The organism is Candidatus Binatia bacterium, assembly GCA_029248525.1.
Taxonomy (GTDB): domain Bacteria; phylum Desulfobacterota; class Binatia; order UBA12015; family UBA12015; genus UBA12015.
Map to the genome: position 1 here is coordinate 90,154 of JAQWJE010000052.1, position 19,306 is coordinate 109,459.

A 19,306-nucleotide genomic window follows, 5' to 3' on the forward strand; every position below is an offset into this window, starting at 1 on the left:
ATTCTCCTGAATGCCGGAAAATCTATTGAATTCATTGGATTAAAATAGTTTCCTTGATAATTTCCATGGAAAGTATATAAAAGTGGAGGATGAAGTCGTTTCGAGAAATCGGGAAGTATTGGCGCTCGGAGTACCCGGACCGAAAGTTCGAGAGGGTGAGGCCTTTGCTGCTTCTGTCGCGGCTTTCGTTTTTGATGCCTGCTTTTCAGAAGGACGTGCTTGCCCCGCACGGTTTGTCCCCCAGCGATTACAGCATTCTCGGCGCGCTGCGCCGAGCCGGTCGCCCACGCCAGTTGCAACCCGAAGATCTCTATAATGCTCTGGGCTGTACCCCGGGGGGCCTGACCAAGATGATCAACCGGTTGGAAGGACGGGGTTTGGTGCAGCGCACCAATGATCTCGAAGATGGACGTCGGGCGAGAATCCGACTGACCCCCAAGGGTGCGGCGCTCGAGCGCAAAGCCTTTGCCGATTATAGCGAGAGCGCCGAGCAGGTAATGTCGAATCTCTCCGATGATGAAATCCAGAAGGTCGATTTTGCGCTGGGCCTTCTGACCGCAATTTTCGATGCCCCGGATGCGGGAGGCGCCGCGGCTCAGGCGAGATCGGCAAGTCTTGCCGAAGCCAGAGCAGCCTTGCGCGATACCCCCTCCACCAACGAGGGCGATGACAGGATGGAAGCCAGATGAGATATGATTTGCTCATTACCAATGGATTGGTAGTTGACGGAACCGGTTTGCCGCGTCGCCGTGCCGATGTCGCGATTCGCGATGGCAAAATTGCCGGGATCGGTCAGTTCGACGAGTCGCTCGCCGACAAGGTGATGGATGCCAAAGGCAGGATAGTCGCGCCGGGCATCATCGACCCGCACACCCATTATGACCCGCAGCTCACCTTTGATCCCTACGCGACGTCGTCCTGTTACCATGGGGTGACGACCGTCCTCGCGGGGAACTGCGGTTTCTCGATCGCGCCGGTCAAGGCCGAGGATCGCGGCTTCATGTCGCAGATCTTTACGCGGGTCGAGGATATGGCCCCGGGTGCTCTGGAAGGAATTCCATGGAATTTCGAGAGCTTTCCGGAATTCCTGAAGAGTCGCGAGGGCCACCTCGGGGTCAATGCTGCTTTCTATGTGGGGCATTGCAACGTCCGTCGCTGGGTGATGGGCGAGGACAGCAATGCTCGGGAAGCAACGCCGCAAGAAATTGCCGATATGCGCGTTTTGGTTCGTGAGGCGATGGAAGCCGGTGCGGCGGGGTTGTCCTCGACGCATGCCCCGACACACCTGGATGCCGCAGATCGCCCCGTACCCAGTCGGATGGCTTCCAAGGATGAACTGCAGGCTCTCGTCAACGAAGTTGGACTTTGTAATCGCGGTTCGATCTCTTATTTGCCGTATAGCTCGATCGGTGGACTGGACGAGGCCGATGGGGACTATCTGATCGACCTCGCCTTGAGCAGTCGCCTGCCGGTGATCATTCAGGGGTTGGGCGCCCGCAGCAAGGTGGATGCACCGACAGCGACGTGGGAGAACTCTCGAAAGTATCTGGAGAGCGCGCGGCACCAGGGGGCCGGCGTCTATTCGATGCTGATGGCGCGTCCCTTTAACCGTCGATTCAGTTTTGCCGAGGGAACCGGCCTTTACGATGGTGTGCCCGCTCTGGCACGGTTGTTCGGAGAAGCGGATACCGTGGCGGCACGCACGGCCATGTTGCGAGATCCCGAATACCGGGAGACGATCCGCGAGGCCGTGGAAAATCCGAACGCGGATCCGGATAAAGGCTCCACGTTACCACCGCCACATTTCGATGCAGTGCATATTTATGCTGCTGCGACGCCTGAGAATCAGGAATTGATCGGACGTTCACTGGCCGAGATCGCCCGGGAAAAAGGCATCAAGCCGATGGACCTGATGGCCGACGTGGCGTTGTCGGAAGACCTCGCCATCGAATTTATCTGGCGGACCGAAACCGAGGAGTGGAAAGACGGCACTCATGTCGCTTCCATGCACCCGAATATGATTATCGGGACATCCGACGGCGGTGCGCATCTGGGGCGGGATGACGGCGCTGAATTCACCTCCTATTTCCTGCAATATTGGGTGCGGGAGTGGGGTAAATGGGAGCTGGAGGAGGCCATTCGGCAACTGACGCAGCAGCCGGCGGCGCTGCTCGGATTGACCGGCCGCGGAATGCTTTTGCCGGGCTACGCGGCTGATATCATGATCTTTGACCCTGACCGGATCGGTCCGGGGAAAAAAGAATTCGTGAATGATTTCCCCAACGGAGTTGGTCGCTGGTCGAGCCGTCCCGAAGGGGTTCATGCGACGATCGTCAATGGCGTGCCCATCGTTATCGATGGGGAACTGGTCGAGGGATGCGGTTACCCCGGACACGTCGCTAGTCCGGCCACGGCCTGAAAATAAACGATGTGGTCCTTCCGAGGACGGAGTGGGGAGCCCCCCGCAGAGTGTCGACGGAGAGTCGATACGGTGAGATTTGAGGAGTGTGAGCAATGAGTACTGTGACGCCAGAAGAGCATGAACTGCCTGATATCATTTCGGTCGATGATCACGTGATGGAACCCAAGACTCTATGGCAGGACCAGTTGCCGCCGAGTATGCGGGCGGCAGGGCCTCGCGTATCAAGGGAAAAAGTCAAACTTGATTTTGTTGGCGGCCATTACGGGTTGGAGCGTAATGCCGACGACGGAGATTGGTGCGATGTCTGGCTCTTCGAGGATCTGGCGACGCCGACCGGCCTGCTGCACGCACCGGCGGGGATCCCGCGCAGCGAGCAGCGCAACGTGCCGGCGATTTACGAAGATCTTCGTCTCGGGACATACGACCGGGATGCTCGCCTGGAAGATATGACCCTGAACCATGTGGACGTGGCGATCAACTTCCCGAATATATTCCCGCGCTTCGCAGGCCAGGGTTTTGCCGAACGCGCCGACAAGGAACTCGGCCTTCTATGTTTGCAGATCTACAATGATTGGATGATTGACGACTGGTGTGGTGGGGCGGCCAAGGGACGTCTGATTCCCCTGACGCTGGTGCCCCTCTGGGATCCGCAGCTGGCGGCAGCGGAAGTGCGACGCTGTGCGGCCAAGGGCAGCCACGCGATTGCCTTCAGCGAAAACCCGTCCAAGCTCGGATTCCCGAGTCTCTATACAGGGGAGTGGGATGTCCTCTGGGAGGCTTGCCAGGAGACCGAGACGACAGTCTCGATGCATATCGGATCGTCGTCCTCGATGCCCAGCACCTCGCCGGACGCGCCTCTCGCGACGAGTATGTGCCTCTACGCACAGAATGCTCAGGCCTCGTTGGCTGACTGGATCTTCTCGCAGACCTTGACGCGTTTCCCGAAGATCAAGATTTCCTATGCGGAAAGTCAGGCGGGATGGGTCCCCTTCCAGCTCGAGCGGATGGATGCGGTTTGGCGCGACGGCGTGGGTGGTGTGGAATTCCCGGTCGCCCCGAGCGAGCAAGTCAAAGGACGTGTCTGGTCGTGTATCTTTGATGATCTGACGGGACTCAAGAATCGGGATGAGATCGGCATCGATATGATCGTATTCGAGACAGACTATCCACATTCGGATGGGACGTTCCCCGACTCACGGAGGATTGCGCGAGATCTGTTCGCGCAGGCCGGCATGAATGCCGAGGAGTGCCAGAAGGTCCTGCGCAGCAATGCAATCGAATGCTACGGGCTGGACCGTTTCGGCGTAAAACCCTGAGCGTTTGCGCGACCGGGGCGCTCTCGTTTGGCACGATCCAATCGAGAGCCGCCCCTCTTTGCGCGTTTGGGATTGCGGTTTGGTTGGAGGCTGGGTAAGACGCGCCCTCCGATGGGTTTTCTCTCTGCAAGTTCTACAATCGTTCGGCTGCACGCCGCTCCTCCCGCAAAGGTCGACCGTGAGACGGTTCTTGCCGGAGTCTCGCGCCGCGCATTCCGTGAAGAATCCGATACAGGTCTCCCACACGAGGAGGTCTTTGGCTGGGTCGATATCCATGACCCCATGGAGACCCGATTCGACACAACGGACCTGTTTTTTCAGCAATATCTCCTGCTCGGGTTCCGTTATGACCGGCGCACGATCCCGACCAAGCTCGCGTGGATGGAGCGCCGGCAGGCGGAGCGAGAGCGCCGGGAAAAAGACGGTCTCGATCGACTCTCATTGTCGATCCGGAGAGAAATTCGAGACGAGGTGGATGCGCGCTTGCTCCAGAAAGCTCTCCCGACGCCTCGGCTCTTTGAATGCGCATGGAATCTCGATACCGGAGTGATTTATTTCACCACCCGCACAGGACCGGTCATGGAAGCTTTTTCGACGACTTTCCGGGAAACCTTCGGTCTCACGCCGACTCCGATGATTCCCTACCTCACCGCGGAGCATATCGGGCTCGATGCGTCCGTTCTGGCAAGTTTCCGCGCGAGTGCCGAGACGGAATTGACCGGAAACCAGGCTGGGGCCGACGCAGGAGAAGATTCATGAAAGAGGAATTTCTTGCGGTCGTGGAGACCAAGCGCCATCTCGGGCGGGAGTTCCTCACCTGGCTGGTCCACCGGATCGAGGAGGAGGGAACCAAGCTTGATGTCGACGGGGAAGTTATCGAAATCACGCTGGGCGATCGCGTTCTTCTGGCGGGTGGCGGCGAGAGTCCTGCTCGACTCACCATCTTCGACGAGGGAGACCTCCGGTTGGAACTTGGGGCAGGTTTGCAGCGAGGCAAGCTGATCGACCGCGCGCAATTGGCGGTTGCCCGCGGGGAGCGTCGCTTCGAGCTGACTTTCGATGGGGGCCTCTTTACGTTTGATGCGCTGCGCCCCCCGAAGCTTGGTCCCCGCGATGACTCGTTAAAAGACGACCCCCGTGCGGCTCAGGAAAACGATCTTTTTTTGCGGCTCGCCGATATCGATGAGGTTGCCGGTGTTTTTGACCGCCTCTTTGCGGAGTTCGCCCGGCTGCGGGTGTCGCCCGCGTGGGGTGAGGCTGCGTTGCCGGAACTGCGCCGGTGGGTGGCTGAACTGGGCGTGTGATGCCATGAAGCATTCGCGGCTTTCGGGTGGCGTTATGGCGCTGTGCTCGGCCTTGGCAAGCCTGCTCGTGCTCGGTTGCGCCGGTGCTCCGCCGCGAGAGCCGAAAGACGTATGCGCCATTTTTCGGGAACGCCCGGATTGGTACGAAGCTGCGCGAGACTCCTATCGGAAGTGGGGTGTTTCGGTGCCCCTCCAGATGGCGGTGATCCAGAGGGAGTCGTCGTTTCGCTCGGATGCACGTCCGCCCCGTAAATGGTTTTTGGGGTTCATTCCGGGCCCTCGTGCCTCGACCGCCTACGGATACGGGCAGGTTCTCGATGGCACCTGGGATCGCTACCAGAGGGCGACGGGCAATGGTGGTGGCGATCGCAATGACTTCGAGGACGTGACCGATTTTATCGGTTGGTATGGCAGCGTCGGGCAGGCAGGTCATGGGATTTCCGCGCGCAGCCCGGAAGCTTTTTATGCCTCCTACCATGTCGGCCACGCCGGCTATAAGCGAGGCCTGCACCGGAATAATGCGACCGCCCAGCGAGCGATTCGCGATGTTCGTCGTCTCTCCGGAATCTATGCCGACCAATACAAGCGTTGCCGCGTCGAACTCGACGAACTGATCGACAGCCCCTGGTGGTGGCCCTTCTAGGTTCTCACGCCAACTCGACCGGCATATGCTCGATGCCGGTGATGAAATTGGAATTCCTCCAGGGGAGTTCGGCATCCGGGACCAGATTCAGCTGAGGTGCGCGGCGCAGGACTTCTTCGAACATGACGCGGATCTCCAATCGGGCGAGGCTGGCCCCGAGACAGAAGTGAGCGCCATAACCGCCGAAGGCGAGATGGTCGTTCGGCTTCCGCGTGACATCAAAGTCGAACGGATTGTCGAAAACTTCTTCGTCGCGGTTCGCGGATGGGTAGAGCAGCATGACCTTCTCGCCCTTGCGAATGGTCTCGCCGCGCAGCACCGTATCCTCGGTCGCGGTTCGTGCCATATTCTTGATTGGCGTAACCCAGCGCAGCATTTCTTCGACCGCGGTCGGGATCTTTGAAGGATCGTCGGCCAGCAGCGCGCGCTGTTCCGGGTGCAAGAGCAGCTGGTGCATCCCGCCGGTAATGACGTGCCGCGTGGTCTCGTCCCCGCCCACCAGAATGAGCAGGGTTTCGTGCAGCAGGGCCTCAGCGTCAAGACCTTCGCCGTTGAGACGACCATGCACGAGAATGCTGATCAGATCATCCTGCTCGGGTTTGCTGCGTCGATCCGCAACGGTTTTCTCGTTGAAGGACTGAAACTCGGCGAATGAGATCGCGGCTCGCTCCAGTACTTCCGGCGGTGCGGTGAACGAAGTCCCTGTCACCATATCGTCCGACCAGCGCAGGAGCATGTCACGGTCTTCGGGTTCGACGCCGAGCATATCGCCGATCATGATCATGGGGAGTGGGGCGGCGACATCCATTACGAAATCACAGCTTCCCTCGTTGCGGACCTTGACGAGCGCACGATCGACGAGGTCCGCACAGATTTCCCGAACCTTGTCTTCATGGTTGGCAATGCGCCGAGGCGTAAAGCCCTTGTTCACGAGCGCACGCCGCTGGCGATGTTCCGGGTCGTCCATATTGATCATCGATGGCAGTGGCGGGGAGTCGGGCCGCATCCCATCGCTGTTGCCAAAGATTTTGGGACTCTTGGAGATGTTCTGGACATCCTCATGTTTGCTGATGCCCCAGAGCTGACTGGCCTCATCCCAGAAGACCGGCGCTTCTTTGCGCATCCACGTCAGGTGAGGGTGGGGGTCGTTGGCCCAGAAGAGGCCGTCGAGCATATGGATGGATTCGTTTTTTGGGTGGTTTGGCACGGCGCGGGTCCTTCTTCCTGTGATTGTCAGCTGTTGCTGGTGGGTTTATACCAGACCGGGGAAGTATACGCGCGCTCCTGCAGCCACCATGGGTAGCGTTGCTCCGGCGCGTCGACGCCGAGAGCGATAAAGTCGAACATCGAGTGTCGTGGCGTCGGGATTTCGAGGACGCGCACGTAATAGAAGGCTTTCTGGGTGGGGTCGAAATCCGGATCGGTCCAGGTGGCTTCAAGTTCGGGCGCACCGATCTCGTTGCTGTATGTGCCGCGTTTCGGGTCGACGGTATTTCCCACCGGAGGGAGTTCGCCCGCCGCATCAAGTTCTCGATCCCCTGACCAGGCGATGTCGTAAATACGTTCATGAGCTTCGCCACCCGCGGTCCAACCCTTGATGATCTGCACGCGATCGAGGTTGGCACTTTTGGGGTCCTTGAGCACGTGGACGGCAAAGCGCGGTTGGGCCCCGGTTGGGGCATCATGGAGTTCGCCGCCCATGGGGACCGAGAGGCTGTCGGGGATGGCTTCTGCGTGGACCTCCGCGTTCTCGTTTACCGCGCCCGCGGTCGTTGACCAGTCGGCCTGCAGGCGGACGACCATTCGCGGCCCGGTGGTCGCATAGACCTCCCGCCGGCGGAACGCTTCCAGAATCGCGGTGCGACTATTATCCTCGGCCCAAACGGCAGCGAGTCCGGCTGCGGACATGACCCAGCCATTTGGTCCGGGCGTGCCGTCCGGGCCTCCTCGGGTGCTCCATCCCGAGTCCTTTGTCTCTGGTGTGGAGTCACGGGCCATTTTGCCCCAGAAATTCGGTTCCTCGGCAGAGGAGACGCCGGAATGGGAGTCCGTCGAGCCGATGACGCCGAATTGATAGGGATTGAAGCCGATCTTTTCCTCGATCATCAGGCCTCGCTTCAAGGCGCTCCGAATATAGTCGCCCTTATGGGCTTTGTAGGGCGGCGGGTTCTGCTGGATATAATGAGGATAGGTCTCGAAGTCGGCGAATGGATCCTCTGGCGACAGGTTGGAATGGGTTTCCGAGTCGCCCTTGATTTGGGTGATCTCGACAACGGGTTCGTGGCGCAGGCGTTTCTCGGCCAGTTCCCGGGTATAGGCGCCGGACTTCAGCATGGTGTCGCCGAACATATAGCCCTTGGAAATATTGGAATTGTGAGGGATCGCGACAAACTCCGCGCCGGTCGCCGCGTTGGTTTCGTCAAGAAAGGTCCAGAGGTCTTCGGCATACATGCTTTGGCCGGAGCTGAAGGGAAGAAACTTCGCCGCCACTGACGCATCCACGTCGGTAAACACAACGCGATGCAGGTTGGCCCCCGCGGGAATCGAGCTCCACTCCCACCCGATCAAAGTCGTGAAGGTGCCGGGGTCATTGTGCCGATCAGCGGTGGCGATCGCGTCGAGCCAGGTGTTGCGGACAATCAAGGCGCCGTTGGGAACAGGCGGAATTTGCTGCTCCTTGGCGGCCTCTTCCACATTTTGGGTATCCGGGAGGAAGGAGGCGAAGGTCTCCATGCCGGTATCGTCTTCAATCACCCCGCGGATCCACCACTCGCCGATATAGGCAGTGATCTTGTCGACGACGCCGAGGCCTTCGGTGGGCGTTCCCTTCTCCACGATGGTTCGAATCACACCGAGGAGTTCGGCATGGTCAGCGATGACCAGAAAGTCCAGCGGCGTCTGAATCTGGACGCGTGCCCGGTGGTAGGGATGAATGACGGGAAGTCCTTTGGCGAAGTTATAGGCCGTCTCGGGATCGGCGGTATTATTGCGGTTCAGATAGGCGTCAAACGAGTTGGCGGTATGAAGGTGGGTGTCACCCCATAGAAGTTTCTTTTCCTCGGCCCTGGCGCTCGGAGAAAGCATGAAAATTGCTGCGAGCAGCAGCATTCCGCAATAGAAATTTTTACGACTCATCCTTCGTGTTTCATCGAACTCTGGCCGGAAAGTAAATCCCCAGCCTCGATCTTGATGAAATTGGCCTTGAACAGGGCTGGAATCGACGCCCCGCAGCGCTCCGGGGTGAAGTCACGGCCCTCCGTCCGTTAGAGTAAGGAAATGACAAGGCGATATACGGTTGTGGGCACGGGCGCCCTCGGGGGCTATTACGGAGCGCGCCTTCATCACGCCGGCCTGGCAGTGCGCTTTCTGCTGAATTCCGACTACGAATACGTGCGCGAGCGAGGTTTGCGGGTCGAGTCGCCAGAGGGCGATTTTTCCATTCCTCGGCCGGAGGCTTTTGGGTCGGCATTGGAACTGCCCCAGACCGATGTGGTGCTGCTCTGTCTCAAGACGACGGGTAACGATCAGTTGGTCGATCTCCTGCCTCCGGCGGTGGGCTCGGGGGCGGCTGTCGTGGTCATGCAGAACGGTCTCGGCGTGGAGGCCGAGGTCGCGGCGCTGGTGCCGGGCAATCCGGTCCTCGGGGGCTTGTCGTTTCTGTGTTCCAATAAAATAGGCCCCGGACATATCCGCCACATCGATTATGGCCAAGTTCGGTTCGGCGCATTTTCTACCACGGGTGCTTCGGCCGGAGTGACGGCTGAAATGAAGGCGATCGGCGCTGACTTCGAGGCGGCAGGAATTCCTGTTGTCCTGGAGGAAGATCTGAATACCGCCCGATGGAAGAAGCTCGTCTGGAATATTCCTTATAACGGGCTCTGTACCGCGTTCGATTTGCCTACCGACGGCATCATGGGGCGTCCTGACCTCGCCGACGAAGTTGCCGTTTTGATGGCCGAAGTTCTTCGGGCGGCGGAGGCCTGCGGGGCCGAGATCGCGCCTGAATTCGCGGCGAGCATGCGCGCGGATACCATCCGGATGGGAGCCTACTTGCCCAGCATGCTGATCGACCGTCGTGAGAGCCGGCCTCTCGAACTCGAGGCGATCTACCGACGGCCCCTGGCTGCGGCTCGGCAAGCAGGCGTAGCATGCCCCCGGATCGAAGCGCTGGCGACTCGCCTGCAAGACCTGGTTTAGGAGGCGTTGCTGGCCCCGGAGGTTACCGGAGATTGACGGTGAGGTGCGGGTGCGCTTCGCGTAGAGGTTGAAGCAGGGGCTACCCGTTGGTAGATCCAACCATTGCGGCTCTTTTTGGGGCCGTTTTCCGGGGCAGTAGCTCAGTTGGGAGAGCACCACGTTCGCAACGTGGGGGTCGTGGGTTCAAATCCCATCTGCTCCATTCGGGAAAGCGGAAGGCGCCTTTGGCGTCTTCCGCTTTTTTGGGCCTTTTTCGCTTGAGGGTCGGCGCCCGGAACGGTTGTATATGGCCATGCAAATGAATCTGGCGGATCTGTTCGAAAACGCGGTCGACCACTTTGGGGACAGGGAATATCTTCTCTGCGAGGGCAAGTCCCGCACCTACGCCGAGATGGAAGCTCGGGCCAATCGATTGGCGCATGTGTTGCAGAAAGCCGGCATCAAGCCCGGCGACCATGTCGGCATCTATGGCTACAACTCGGTGGAATGGATCGAATCCTTGTGGGCGATCTTCAAGATCCGGGCGGTCTGGATCAATATCAACTACCGCTACGTCGAGGACGAACTGCGCTATATTGTGGGCAACGCCGACCTCAAGGGTCTTATCTATGCCCGAGAGTTCGCGCCCTTGGTCGCCAGCGTACAGGATTCCATGCCGGATGTCGGCCCTCTGATTTGTATCGAAGACGGGTCCGCCGCAGACCCCTCGGGTCTGGAAGCGCAGGATTTTGAGGCCGCGATGGAGAGCAGCCACCCTGAGAGGGACTTCGAAACGCGCTCGCCCGATGATCGCTACATTCTCTACACCGGCGGCACGACCGGCATGCCGAAGGGCGTCGTCTGGCGTCACGAAGATGTAATCTTCGCGCTCGGCGGCGGGATCGACCCCAACACAGGGGAACGTATCGAGAAGCCCGAAGATATGGTGGCGAAAGCCGGCGATACCCCGATGGTCTTTCTGCCGATCGCGCCCTTGATGCACGGGGCGACCCAATGGGCCTGCATGAGCCAGAGTTTTGTCGGCAATAAAGTAATCCTGATCCCGAAATTTTCACCGGATCTGGTCTGGGATCTCGTCGAGTCCGAGGGGATCAATTCCATGATGATTACCGGAGACGCGATGGGGCGCCCGATGGTCGAGGCGTTGGCGGCCGATCACAACCGGGATCTTTCGAGCTTCTTTTTGTTGACCAGCAGCGCGGCCACGTTCTCCCCGTCGGTGAAAGACGAGTTCTTCGAGCATTTTCCAAATCTGATGATGATCGATGCCATCGGCTCCTCCGAGAGCGGCAACAACGGGATGATCTTTGTCGAAAAGGGAAAGACCGCGATGCAGGGCGGGCCCCGGGTGCGAAAGCTCGGTGCCACAGAGGTGCTCAACGAAGAGGGCCACCCCGTAAAGCCGGGGTCGGGCGAAATCGGCAAATTGGCACGCGGCGGCGATATCCCGGTCGGTTACTACAACGATCCTGTGAAAACGGCCGAGACTTTCAAGATTTTCCACGGCAAGCGCTACGCGATGCCAGGCGATTTTGCGCAGGTGGAGGCCGACGAGAGCATCACACTTCTGGGACGAGGATCGGTTTCGATCAACTCGGGTGGCGAGAAAATCTTTCCCGAGGAGGTCGAATCCGCGGTCAAAAGTCATCCCGAAGTCTTTGATTGCACCATCGTAGGGGTGCCCGATGAGCGTTGGGGCGAGCGAGTTTGCGCAGTCGTGCAGCCTCGCGAGGGTTGCCAACCGGAATTGACGTCCGTCCAGGAGGCCTGTCGGACCAAGATCGCGGGCTACAAGGTCCCGCGCGAGATTCATTTTGTGGCACAAATCGTGCGCTCGCCCAGCGGCAAGCCCGACTACCGTTGGGCTAAGGCGACAGCGTTGGAGATGGGTGGGGCGACCGGAGCCTCGACCACCTGATGTGTGGCCGCTATCTGCTTACTTCGCCGGGCGATATTCTGGCGCAGGCTTTTGGGGTCATGATCCCAGAAGTATCGTGGACAGCCCGTTATAATATCGCACCGGGAACTCAGGTTCCCGCTGTTTGGCAGAGTCCGTCTTCGGGGCGCTCGGTCGATTCCATGCTGTGGGGCCTGCTTCCCCGATGGCGTCCGACCGAAGACAGCTCTGCGCGCCTGATCAATGCGCGTTCGGAAACGGTAGCGGAAAAGCCCTCCTTCCGGGCTGCGTTTCGGGAGCATCGGTGTCTGTTTCCAGCCGACGGGTTTTATGAGTGGCAGAAGGCCGCTGGCGCAAAGGTTCCGCAGTTGATGCGGCGCCCGGACCGACAGCCATTTGCCATGGCCGGCATCTTCGAGTCGAGGGTGTCGCCTGCAGGCGAGGTGATGATGTCGGGTGCGATACTCACGACTCGGGCCAATGATGCGCTGCAGGAGATCCACGCCCGAATGCCTGTCGTATTGGAGCCGGAAATCTGGGAAGAATGGCTCGATCCGGAGAGTTCCGTCGAGACGCTTGCCCAGCGATGCGGACCCGTCAGCGATGACTACTTCGAGATCACGGCGGTGAGTGATCGGGTCAACCAGACGCGCAATGACGATGTCTTTTGTCTGGAACCGGCAGGTTCTTTGCGGGGTTCTGCTTCGGGCACGCAAGGCGGCTTGTTCTAGTCGCGCTCGAGCTTTTCATAGACCCGGAGCAGACGTGCCTTCTCGGCCGCATCGAATTGCGGGTGATCGGCGGCCGATCGATGCAGCACATGGAAGGCATTCGCCGCTGTTGCTGACTGTGGTTCCACGGCGGAGGCTACTTTCCGGGCAATCGCGACTCCTCCGCGGACCGGGCCGCGCACCAGCCCGACGAGGCCTTCGCCGAGCCCGCGGGCGAGTCCAAGTGCACCGCCTTCATGTGCCCCATCGATCGGGCTGCGCACTGCGTCTCGCGCAGCTCGGAATAGCTCGCCAGCCGCATGGCCCAGGCCTTGCTCAAGTCCCTCCGCGAGGTTTTGCGGGGGACGAATCCCCCAGTCGACCCATCGCCATGGTGTTCGATCGTGCCCTTGCCGCTCCTCCGATTCATGAACCAGGGCGTCACAGCTGAGGCATAAGGCGATCCGACAATCTTCGCAGTAGCGTCGTGCCAAATGTCCAGCATCCAGCTGGCAAGCCATGGGCTCGAGCGGCAGGTGGCGGTGGAAAGCATCTACAGCTGCCTGAACCCCGTTCTCCTGTTGGATGCCGACCGAAATTTCCTCGGCTCGTTGATGAGCTTCGTCCGATTGGCAGAAGCGAAAAGCGTCGGCGAGTTTTTCCGGTCGGAGGTCGGTGAAGGGGATTGGCTCAGGCCCGGCACCTGCGCGCGCGACGCAGGAGCCCCAAAAATACTGATCGCCAAAGAAGGGAATCACAACGGTCGGAAGGCCTGCGCGAAGGCCCGCGGCTACTGTGCCTGCGCCGCCATGGTGACAGATCCCGGCGAGGTGCGGGAACAGCCAGTCGTGCGGGAGATCGCCGACGACGAGCACATCTTTTTCGACAAGGCCTTCTCCGAGGCCGGCCCATCCTTGCGAAAGAATGGCTCGAATTCCCGCGAGGTGAATCGCTTCTCGGAGGATAGCGGTTGCTTCGGCCGGGTTCTCGATCATGCAGGACCCGAATCCGATATAAAAAGGCGGGGGTCCCTCTTCGAGGAAGTCGGTCAGTTCGCTGGGTGGATCGAAACTGGCGGCCTGCTCCAGAAAGCAGAATCCGGCAATGTCGACAGCATCGCCCCAGTCGGCCGGTTTCCCGACGAAGGCAGGGCTCCAAAGATAGGTGGTCGGGACCTCGTTGTCCTGAAGGAGGCTGGCGCCTCCTTCCCCCAGAAGAATCGGCTCGATTCCGAGGGTGTTCTCGCGAAAGCGATTGATCAGATCTGCGGATCCCGCCCAGGTGAGAAAGTCGATGGTGAGAAACGAAAGCCAATTTTCCACAGGGCCATGAGCGCCTTGTCCCATGTTCGCGAGTGGATGACTGAAGGCGGTGGTGGGCGTCCAGGGCATGGTGAAGATGATTTGCAGGGGAGCGTGCAAGGCTTCCGCAACGTGAATGTGGCCAAAGCACGGCGGGTTGGCGATGATGGCATCGGCCACAAAGGGCGCGCGATCGGGGTGGGTGGGGTCCGTGGCAATCGCGGCTTGCCACGTCGATTCGAGAATCTCGGTGATCATCTCGCGCTTCCGCGGAACATCCTCGCGAAATTGTTCGACGTTGGTCGGCAAAACGCTGCCGCCCGTGCGCACCATATAGGCAATCAACTCTCGCGGGTCTGCGGCCAGCGGGAAAAACTCGATGCCGGAGGCTTCGACAAGCTCCCGAAACTCTTCGTGCGTGGCGAGTCGAACGCGGTGGCCGCATGCCATTAATTCTTTGCCGATCGGAATAAAGGGCTGGACGTCGCCGCGGGTGCCGACGACCAGAATCAGAATGGCGAGATCGGGGACGGTTTCGGGTATCGGTCGTTGCTCCGGATCGACCAGAGTTGCCTCGTGCTCGCGCAGCCAGGAGGCGGCCGCTTCTTGTTGTGGGTCGATATCGGTCTGGAAATCGAGATCAACTCGCCCCGTGGTCTGCCTCTGGGCGGCGGACAATGCATGGCGGAGATAGGCGCGCATGCGAGCTTGCGTCCAACGCCTCGTCCACCAGCCACGATCCCGTTGGGGCCTGTTGATTTCCGGTGGTTCCATGGGAAGGCCTTTTAATCAGAACGTCGCGGGAAAGAGAACCGTGAATTCACACGATCTCGACGCGTTTTCGGGGCTTTTCACGGAGTCGTGGGCGCGGGAATTCATGGAACCGGGGCGACCTCCTCCAGCCAGTCGCGTTCAATCTCGATCTCCGCGATGGCCATCTGCCAGAGCCAGATGGGCGCTGTGTGTTGGGGTTTTTCTGGTCGCCGCGATAGCAGAAGGCGTTTCCGGTGTCGGAGGTGCGCGACGTCGTTCCGGCAAATAATTCCAAGGGTATGGGCTGTCGGCTGTTCGGTAGCGCAGAGCACTCGTGCCCGGCGAACATCCAGCGCCCGGGCACGCGCTGGAGGCAGTCGGAGCCATTTGTCGAGCGCGCGCCGACCCGCCGGCGTTATGATCAGACCCGGCCGGTGCTCATTGCTTTGGAGCAACTCCATCGCCAGGCCTTCGACTTTCAGCCGGCAGAGAGTGTTGCGGATCTGGCCTGCTGCCAGCGGGCGGAAAAGCGCAATCAGCGGAGCTACCGCTCGGTAGATCTCGGCGATACTGCGCGGATCGTTTTCCAGGGCGGCCAAGGTGGCATAGCGAATCATCATGCCGAGAGAGTGGACTTGATTCGCCTCGACAACGAGTTTGTATCGTTACGCGTGGTGCTGCCGGACAAAGGGCGAAAGCGAAAGTTGCGTTCGCTCTCGTGCTAGGGAAAGAGCTTGCGGTCGGCCGCCAGAGCGGTCGCGAGCTCCTGTAAAAAGGAATCCCGCGGGATTTCCTCGGCACCCATTCGCTCGAAATGAGGTGTCATCACCTGACAGTCGATCCACGTGCAGCCCCGTTCCTTGAGATGATCCACCAGATACAAAAGGGCGAGGCGCGATGCATCTGGTTCCAGATGAAACATGCTTTCGCCCGAGAATGAGCCACCGCAATCGACCCCGTAGAGGCCGCCGACCAGATCCTGGCCCTGCCAGGCCTCGACGCTATGGGCCATTCCGAGATGGTGCAGCCTCCGGTAGGCGTCGATCATCTCGGGATTGATCCAGGTGGCGTCCTGCTCCGGCCGCGGGATGGCCGCGCACTGCTTGATGACGCTTTCGAAATCATGGTCGATGGTGAAGCGCAGGCTCGATTTTCTCCGGGCCCGCGTCAGATTCCGTCCAATATGCAGATTCTTGAAACGCAGGATGGCTCGATCCAAGGGACAGTACCAGAGCAGGGGCAGCCCCTCGGCGGGCCAGGGGAAGATTCCCTGCCGATAGGCCTGCAGCAGGCTCGTTTCGTCGAGCGAGCCCCCTACGGCCACGATATCATCTTCCATCGAGATCATTTCTCCGGTAAATCCTAGCGGATTCTGGCCTCGAAGGCTCTTTTTTGCGCCCTTCGCGGTGGATGGCTATCGATAGGGCATGGGTAGAAGTCTTCTCGATAAAGTATGGGATCTGCATACCGTCCGCGAAATGGAATCCGGACAGACGCAATTATTCGTCGGACTCCATTTGATCCATGAAGTCACCAGTCCCCAAGCCTTCGCGATGATCCGTGAAGCGGGTTTGCCGGTCGCCTTCCCGGAGCGCACGTTTGCAACAGTCGATCATATTATTCCGACAGATGATCAGACCAGGCCGCTTCGCCACGGACAGGCCGAAACCATGATGGCTGCTCTGGAGAACAATACAAAAGAATACGGCATCGAGTTTTTCGGTCCCGATTCCGGGGCGCAGGGCGTGGTTCACGTGATTGGCCCGGAAATGGGTCTGACCCAGCCGGGCATGACAATCGCGTGTGGGGATAGCCACACGAGCACGCACGGGGCCTTCGGCGCCGTGGCCTTCGGGATCGGTACCAGCCAGGTCCGGGATATTCTGGCGACGCAATGTCTCGCGATGGAACGCCCCAAGACCCGCCGCATCGAAGTGCAGGGTGAATTGCGCCAGGGTGTTTATCCCAAGGACGTGGCCTTGCACATCATCCGGAAGCTGGGCGTGAAGCATGGAGTGGGCTACGCCTACGAATACGCGGGCGATGTCTTTGACGCCATGAGCATGGAAGGGCGGATGACCGTCTGCAATATGTCGATCGAGGGTGGCGCGCGTTGTGGTTACGTCAATCCGGATGAAAAGACTTTTGCCTACCTCAAGGGGCGTCGCTTCGTCCCGTCGGGCGAGGATTTTGAAAAGGCCGTAGCGTGGTGGCGCGAGATCGCCTCGGATGCAGATGCCGCCTATGATGATGTGGTTTCGATCGATGCCGCCGAAATTTCTCCGACCGTAACCTGGGGAATCAACCCCGGACAGGCGATCGGGGTAGGCGAGCATATTCCCGAAGCCAACGATTTCTCCGAAGATGAAAAGGCTGTGGTGGTCGACGCCTACGACTACATGCACTGGACTTCGGGCGATGCCATCCATGGCACGCCGATCGATGTTGCCTTCATCGGATCCTGTACGAATGGTCGCATCGAAGATCTCCGGGCAGCAGCGGCGATCGCTCGGACCGGCAAGGTTGCGCCGGGCGTCAAGGCTCTGGTGGTGCCGGGCTCGCAAGAGGTGGCTCGTCAGGCGGAATCCGAAGGGCTGCACGAGATCTTCAAAGCCGCTGGGTTTGAATGGCGCCTCGCCGGATGTTCGATGTGTCTGGCAATGAATCCGGATAAACTGCAGGGCGATCAGGTCTGCGCTTCCTCGAGCAATCGTAATTTCAAGGGTCGCCAGGGCAGTGCGACCGGTCGGACTCTTTTGATGAGCCCGGCGATGGTCGCAGCAGCGGCGATTTCCGGTCGAGTAGCCGACGTCCGGCAGGTCCTTTCGGAGGGATGAGTTCAATGACGGAAACAGAGAAATCCGGATTGCGTCCGGTCACTGGCGTCACAGGACACCCGGTGCCCCTGCGCGGCAACGATATAGATACCGACAGGATCATCCCGGCACGCTTCATGACGGCGATTACGTTTGATGGAATGGGGGAACTCGCTTTCTACGATGTTCGTTTCGATGCCGACGGCAACGAGGTCGAACATCCGATGAATGATCCGAAGCATCGTGCCAAAGGCCCGCAGGTGGCGGTGGTGAACAAGAATTTCGGCTGCGGTTCATCCCGAGAGCATGCGCCTCAGGCAATGCATCGCTGGGGCGTTCATGCGATCGTCGGCGAATCCTTTGCCGATATTTTCTTCGGGAATTGTGTCGCACTAGGGATCCCCTGTCTGACTCTGGACACAGCCGATATCGAAAAGCTGATGGCCGCTGTCGAGCAGGAGCCTGCTCAATCGTTGGCTGTCGACGTTGAGAAAAATGAGGTCCGGCACGGAGAAACCGTGTATTCCGGAACGATGCCGGCTTCTGCGCGCGAACAATTCCTCAGCGGGAATTGGGACGCTACCGGTGCCTTGCTGTCGGCCCTGCCCGAGGTGCGATCGACGGCTGCCAAATTGCCTTATACGAGAGGGTTCGCGGGCTGACACGGTTTGGTGTCACGAAGCGTGCATAGTACGACTCGGATATGATCCGAACGAATATACGCGCGTTTCTCTGGCTCTCAATTCTCTTGCTTGTGGGGGCCTGCGGGGCCAAGCAGCGACTCCCGGGCCCGAACTTTCCGGCAAGCGGCGCGCCCTTTATCCGAGCCTCGCTGCTCGACGATCCCGCCGTTCTGAAGCCGGAGGGATTGCGTTACCGAATGATTTTGATCGGCGATACGGGAGACCCTGCCGAAGTCGAGCCCTCCCATGAGGCCCTGCGAGTTTGGGGTGATGCGGTCGCGGACCGGACGACGGTCTTTTTTCTCGGAGACAACCTTTATTTCAGCGGATTGGAAGATGATGACCGTGAGCGGGGCGAGGGCATTCTCCGCCAGCAACTTGAGGCCACCGCGGCGCAAAAAGTATTCGTGCCGGGGAACCACGACTGGGGTGGCTTGAACCCGACGCGTGCTTCAGTGCTCTATAATCAGGAGGAGTTTATCGAGGAGGCTGGCGCAATGTTTCGACCGCGCGGCGGTTGTCCCGGCCCTGCCGTGGTCGAGTTGGCTCCGGGGAGCGGCTCCGCAGGCGCCGGCGCGGTGGTCGCTATCTTGCTGGATACGCAATGGTGGTGGGTTCCGGAAGAAAAGCGCTCGGACTGCCCGGGCCGAAATACGCCTGCGGAAGTTGTCGCCGCGCTGGATCAGGCTCTGGAGGCTCACGCCGATGATATCGTTCTCGTGGCCGCGCATCATCCGATGGCTTCGGGCAGTTCTCACGGCGGTATGAGCCGAGGGATGGCCGCCGATCTGGTCGAGAATGCCGTTATCTCGCTGGGTTTGTATCTGCAGGATATCCAGGACCCCGATTATCAGACGATGATACGGAATCTTTCCAGCGCTTTGCGGCAACACCCACCGACGGTTTACGCGGCCGGCCACGATCATGCGCTGCAGATTCTTGACGGCGGGGAGCTCGCCGAAGTTCAGGTCGTCAGTGGCGCAGGGTCCGAGGCCAAAGTCAGCCCGGTGACCCATTTGTCGGAGACCATTTTTGCTCACGCGCATACGGGCTTTGTGTTGGTCGATATCCTGGGCGCGGCGGATGCCCCCAAGGTTCTTCTTCACGTGATCGAGCCGGGGCAGCAAAACCCTGTTTTTACTTGGGAAATTCCCCAGGAATAGCTCTGGATCGAGCCTCGTCTCGAGCCGGCTCCGTCTCTCGGCCCCGAGATGATCCTGACCGATCGGTCGGGGATTTGACATGCTTTCTCGTGGGCTGTAAT

Annotated in this window: 17 protein-coding genes and 1 tRNA gene; 13 read left to right on the top strand and 5 right to left on the bottom strand. The window is 59.8% G+C overall.

Annotation, left to right across the window (positions count from 1 at the left end; translation table 11 throughout):
- Positions 1 to 89 precede the first annotated feature (89 nt).
- The 6 genes from P8K07_17295 to P8K07_17320 all read left to right on the top strand — a co-directional run bounded on the left by P8K07_17295 (position 90) and on the right by P8K07_17320 (position 5,685).
- Complete coding sequence (locus P8K07_17295; GenBank protein MDG1960279.1) at positions 90 to 689, top strand: MarR family transcriptional regulator; 600 nt, start codon at positions 90 to 92, stop codon at positions 687 to 689.
- Entirely contained in the window at positions 686 to 2,419 is a 1,734-nt protein-coding gene (locus P8K07_17300; GenBank protein ID MDG1960280.1) for an amidohydrolase family protein, read from the top strand. The genes P8K07_17295 and P8K07_17300 overlap by 4 nt, the downstream gene beginning before the upstream one ends.
- 95 nt (positions 2,420 to 2,514) lie before the next feature.
- Complete coding sequence (locus P8K07_17305) at positions 2,515 to 3,738, top strand: amidohydrolase family protein (GenBank protein ID MDG1960281.1); 1,224 nt, start codon at positions 2,515 to 2,517, stop codon at positions 3,736 to 3,738.
- Positions 3,739 to 3,849: 111 nt separating this feature from the next.
- Positions 3,850 to 4,497, top strand: coding sequence for a hypothetical protein (locus tag P8K07_17310; GenBank protein ID MDG1960282.1), 648 nt, complete (start codon positions 3,850 to 3,852; stop codon positions 4,495 to 4,497).
- The gene (locus P8K07_17315) at positions 4,494 to 5,042 is read left to right on the top strand and encodes a hypothetical protein (protein ID MDG1960283.1); all 549 of its coding nucleotides are present in this window, start codon (positions 4,494 to 4,496) and stop codon (positions 5,040 to 5,042) included. The genes P8K07_17310 and P8K07_17315 overlap by 4 nt, the downstream gene beginning before the upstream one ends.
- 4 nt (positions 5,043 to 5,046) lie before the next feature.
- A complete protein-coding gene (locus P8K07_17320; GenBank protein ID MDG1960284.1) occupies positions 5,047 to 5,685 on the top strand; it encodes a hypothetical protein in 639 nt (212 codons plus the stop codon).
- Positions 5,686 to 5,689: 4 nt separating this feature from the next.
- Here the strand turns inward: P8K07_17320 and P8K07_17325 are convergent, their stop codons facing one another.
- Both P8K07_17325 and P8K07_17330 read right to left on the bottom strand, forming a co-directional pair.
- A complete protein-coding gene (locus P8K07_17325) occupies positions 5,690 to 6,892 on the bottom strand; it encodes a cytochrome P450 (GenBank protein MDG1960285.1) in 1,203 nt (400 codons plus the stop codon).
- Between the two features lie 26 nt (positions 6,893 to 6,918).
- On the bottom strand, positions 6,919 to 8,820 hold the full coding sequence (locus P8K07_17330; protein MDG1960286.1) for a DUF3604 domain-containing protein: 1,902 nt from the start codon (positions 8,818 to 8,820) through the stop codon (positions 6,919 to 6,921).
- Between the two features lie 141 nt (positions 8,821 to 8,961).
- Here P8K07_17330 and P8K07_17335 point away from each other — a divergent pair, with 141 nt between their 5' ends.
- From P8K07_17335 to P8K07_17350, 4 genes are all read left to right on the top strand, one after another.
- Complete coding sequence (locus P8K07_17335) at positions 8,962 to 9,882, top strand: putative 2-dehydropantoate 2-reductase (protein ID MDG1960287.1); 921 nt, start codon at positions 8,962 to 8,964, stop codon at positions 9,880 to 9,882.
- A 129-nt stretch (positions 9,883 to 10,011) separates the two neighbouring features.
- Positions 10,012 to 10,084: transfer RNA gene (locus P8K07_17340), tRNA-Ala, on the top strand.
- Between the two features lie 90 nt (positions 10,085 to 10,174).
- Positions 10,175 to 11,800 carry an acyl-CoA synthetase gene (locus P8K07_17345; protein ID MDG1960288.1) on the top strand — a complete coding sequence of 542 codons (1,626 nt, stop codon included), beginning with the start codon at positions 10,175 to 10,177 and terminating at the stop codon, positions 11,798 to 11,800.
- Positions 11,800 to 12,510 carry an SOS response-associated peptidase gene (locus P8K07_17350; GenBank protein MDG1960289.1) on the top strand — a complete coding sequence of 237 codons (711 nt, stop codon included), beginning with the start codon at positions 11,800 to 11,802 and terminating at the stop codon, positions 12,508 to 12,510. The genes P8K07_17345 and P8K07_17350 overlap by 1 nt, the downstream gene beginning before the upstream one ends.
- Here P8K07_17350 and P8K07_17355 read toward each other — a convergent pair.
- The 3 genes from P8K07_17355 to aat all read right to left on the bottom strand — a co-directional run bounded on the left by P8K07_17355 (position 12,507) and on the right by aat (position 15,891).
- The gene (locus P8K07_17355; GenBank protein MDG1960290.1) at positions 12,507 to 14,492 is read right to left on the bottom strand and encodes a glycosyltransferase; all 1,986 of its coding nucleotides are present in this window, start codon (positions 14,490 to 14,492) and stop codon (positions 12,507 to 12,509) included. The two genes, P8K07_17350 and P8K07_17355, sit on opposite strands and share 4 nt — an antisense overlap.
- A gap of 173 nt (positions 14,493 to 14,665) precedes the next feature.
- Positions 14,666 to 15,163, bottom strand: coding sequence for a hypothetical protein (locus P8K07_17360; GenBank protein MDG1960291.1), 498 nt, complete (start codon positions 15,161 to 15,163; stop codon positions 14,666 to 14,668).
- A gap of 101 nt (positions 15,164 to 15,264) precedes the next feature.
- Complete coding sequence (gene aat / locus P8K07_17365) at positions 15,265 to 15,891, bottom strand: leucyl/phenylalanyl-tRNA--protein transferase (protein ID MDG1960292.1); 627 nt, start codon at positions 15,889 to 15,891, stop codon at positions 15,265 to 15,267.
- Between the two features lie 79 nt (positions 15,892 to 15,970).
- On the opposite strand from aat, the gene leuC reads away from it, so the two are divergent.
- From leuC to P8K07_17380, 3 genes are read left to right on the top strand one after another with little or no spacing between them, the layout of a single operon-like run.
- Complete coding sequence (gene leuC, locus P8K07_17370) at positions 15,971 to 17,380, top strand: 3-isopropylmalate dehydratase large subunit (GenBank protein ID MDG1960293.1); 1,410 nt, start codon at positions 15,971 to 15,973, stop codon at positions 17,378 to 17,380.
- Between the two features lie 5 nt (positions 17,381 to 17,385).
- Positions 17,386 to 18,021 carry a 3-isopropylmalate dehydratase small subunit gene (leuD, locus tag P8K07_17375; GenBank protein ID MDG1960294.1) on the top strand — a complete coding sequence of 212 codons (636 nt, stop codon included), beginning with the start codon at positions 17,386 to 17,388 and terminating at the stop codon, positions 18,019 to 18,021.
- A 41-nt stretch (positions 18,022 to 18,062) separates the two neighbouring features.
- Positions 18,063 to 19,205 (top strand): metallophosphoesterase, encoded by a 1,143-nt coding sequence (locus P8K07_17380; GenBank protein MDG1960295.1) that lies wholly within the window; start codon positions 18,063 to 18,065, stop codon positions 19,203 to 19,205.
- Positions 19,206 to 19,306 lie beyond the last annotated feature (101 nt).

Coding starts and splice junctions, on each gene's coding strand:
- P8K07_17335 (MDG1960287.1), top strand. CDS start 8,962: ATGACAAGGCGATATACGGTTGTGGGCACGGGCGCCCTCGGGGGCTAT.
- leuD (MDG1960294.1), top strand. CDS start 17,386: ATGACGGAAACAGAGAAATCCGGATTGCGTCCGGTCACTGGCGTCACA.
- aat (MDG1960292.1), bottom strand. CDS start 15,891: ATGATCTCGATGGAAGATGATATCGTGGCCGTAGGGGGCTCGCTCGAC.
- P8K07_17380 (MDG1960295.1), top strand. CDS start 18,063: ATGATCCGAACGAATATACGCGCGTTTCTCTGGCTCTCAATTCTCTTG.
- P8K07_17330 (MDG1960286.1), bottom strand. CDS start 8,820: ATGAGTCGTAAAAATTTCTATTGCGGAATGCTGCTGCTCGCAGCAATT.
- P8K07_17360 (MDG1960291.1), bottom strand. CDS start 15,163: ATGATGATTCGCTATGCCACCTTGGCCGCCCTGGAAAACGATCCGCGC.
- P8K07_17305 (MDG1960281.1), top strand. CDS start 2,515: ATGAGTACTGTGACGCCAGAAGAGCATGAACTGCCTGATATCATTTCG.
- P8K07_17315 (MDG1960283.1), top strand. CDS start 4,494: ATGAAAGAGGAATTTCTTGCGGTCGTGGAGACCAAGCGCCATCTCGGG.
- leuC (MDG1960293.1), top strand. CDS start 15,971: ATGGGTAGAAGTCTTCTCGATAAAGTATGGGATCTGCATACCGTCCGC.
- P8K07_17345 (MDG1960288.1), top strand. CDS start 10,175: ATGCAAATGAATCTGGCGGATCTGTTCGAAAACGCGGTCGACCACTTT.
- P8K07_17295 (MDG1960279.1), top strand. CDS start 90: ATGAAGTCGTTTCGAGAAATCGGGAAGTATTGGCGCTCGGAGTACCCG.
- P8K07_17310 (MDG1960282.1), top strand. CDS start 3,850: ATGGGTTTTCTCTCTGCAAGTTCTACAATCGTTCGGCTGCACGCCGCT.
- P8K07_17300 (MDG1960280.1), top strand. CDS start 686: ATGAGATATGATTTGCTCATTACCAATGGATTGGTAGTTGACGGAACC.
- P8K07_17320 (MDG1960284.1), top strand. CDS start 5,047: ATGAAGCATTCGCGGCTTTCGGGTGGCGTTATGGCGCTGTGCTCGGCC.
- P8K07_17350 (MDG1960289.1), top strand. CDS start 11,800: ATGTGTGGCCGCTATCTGCTTACTTCGCCGGGCGATATTCTGGCGCAG.
- P8K07_17355 (MDG1960290.1), bottom strand. CDS start 14,492: ATGCGCGCCTATCTCCGCCATGCATTGTCCGCCGCCCAGAGGCAGACC.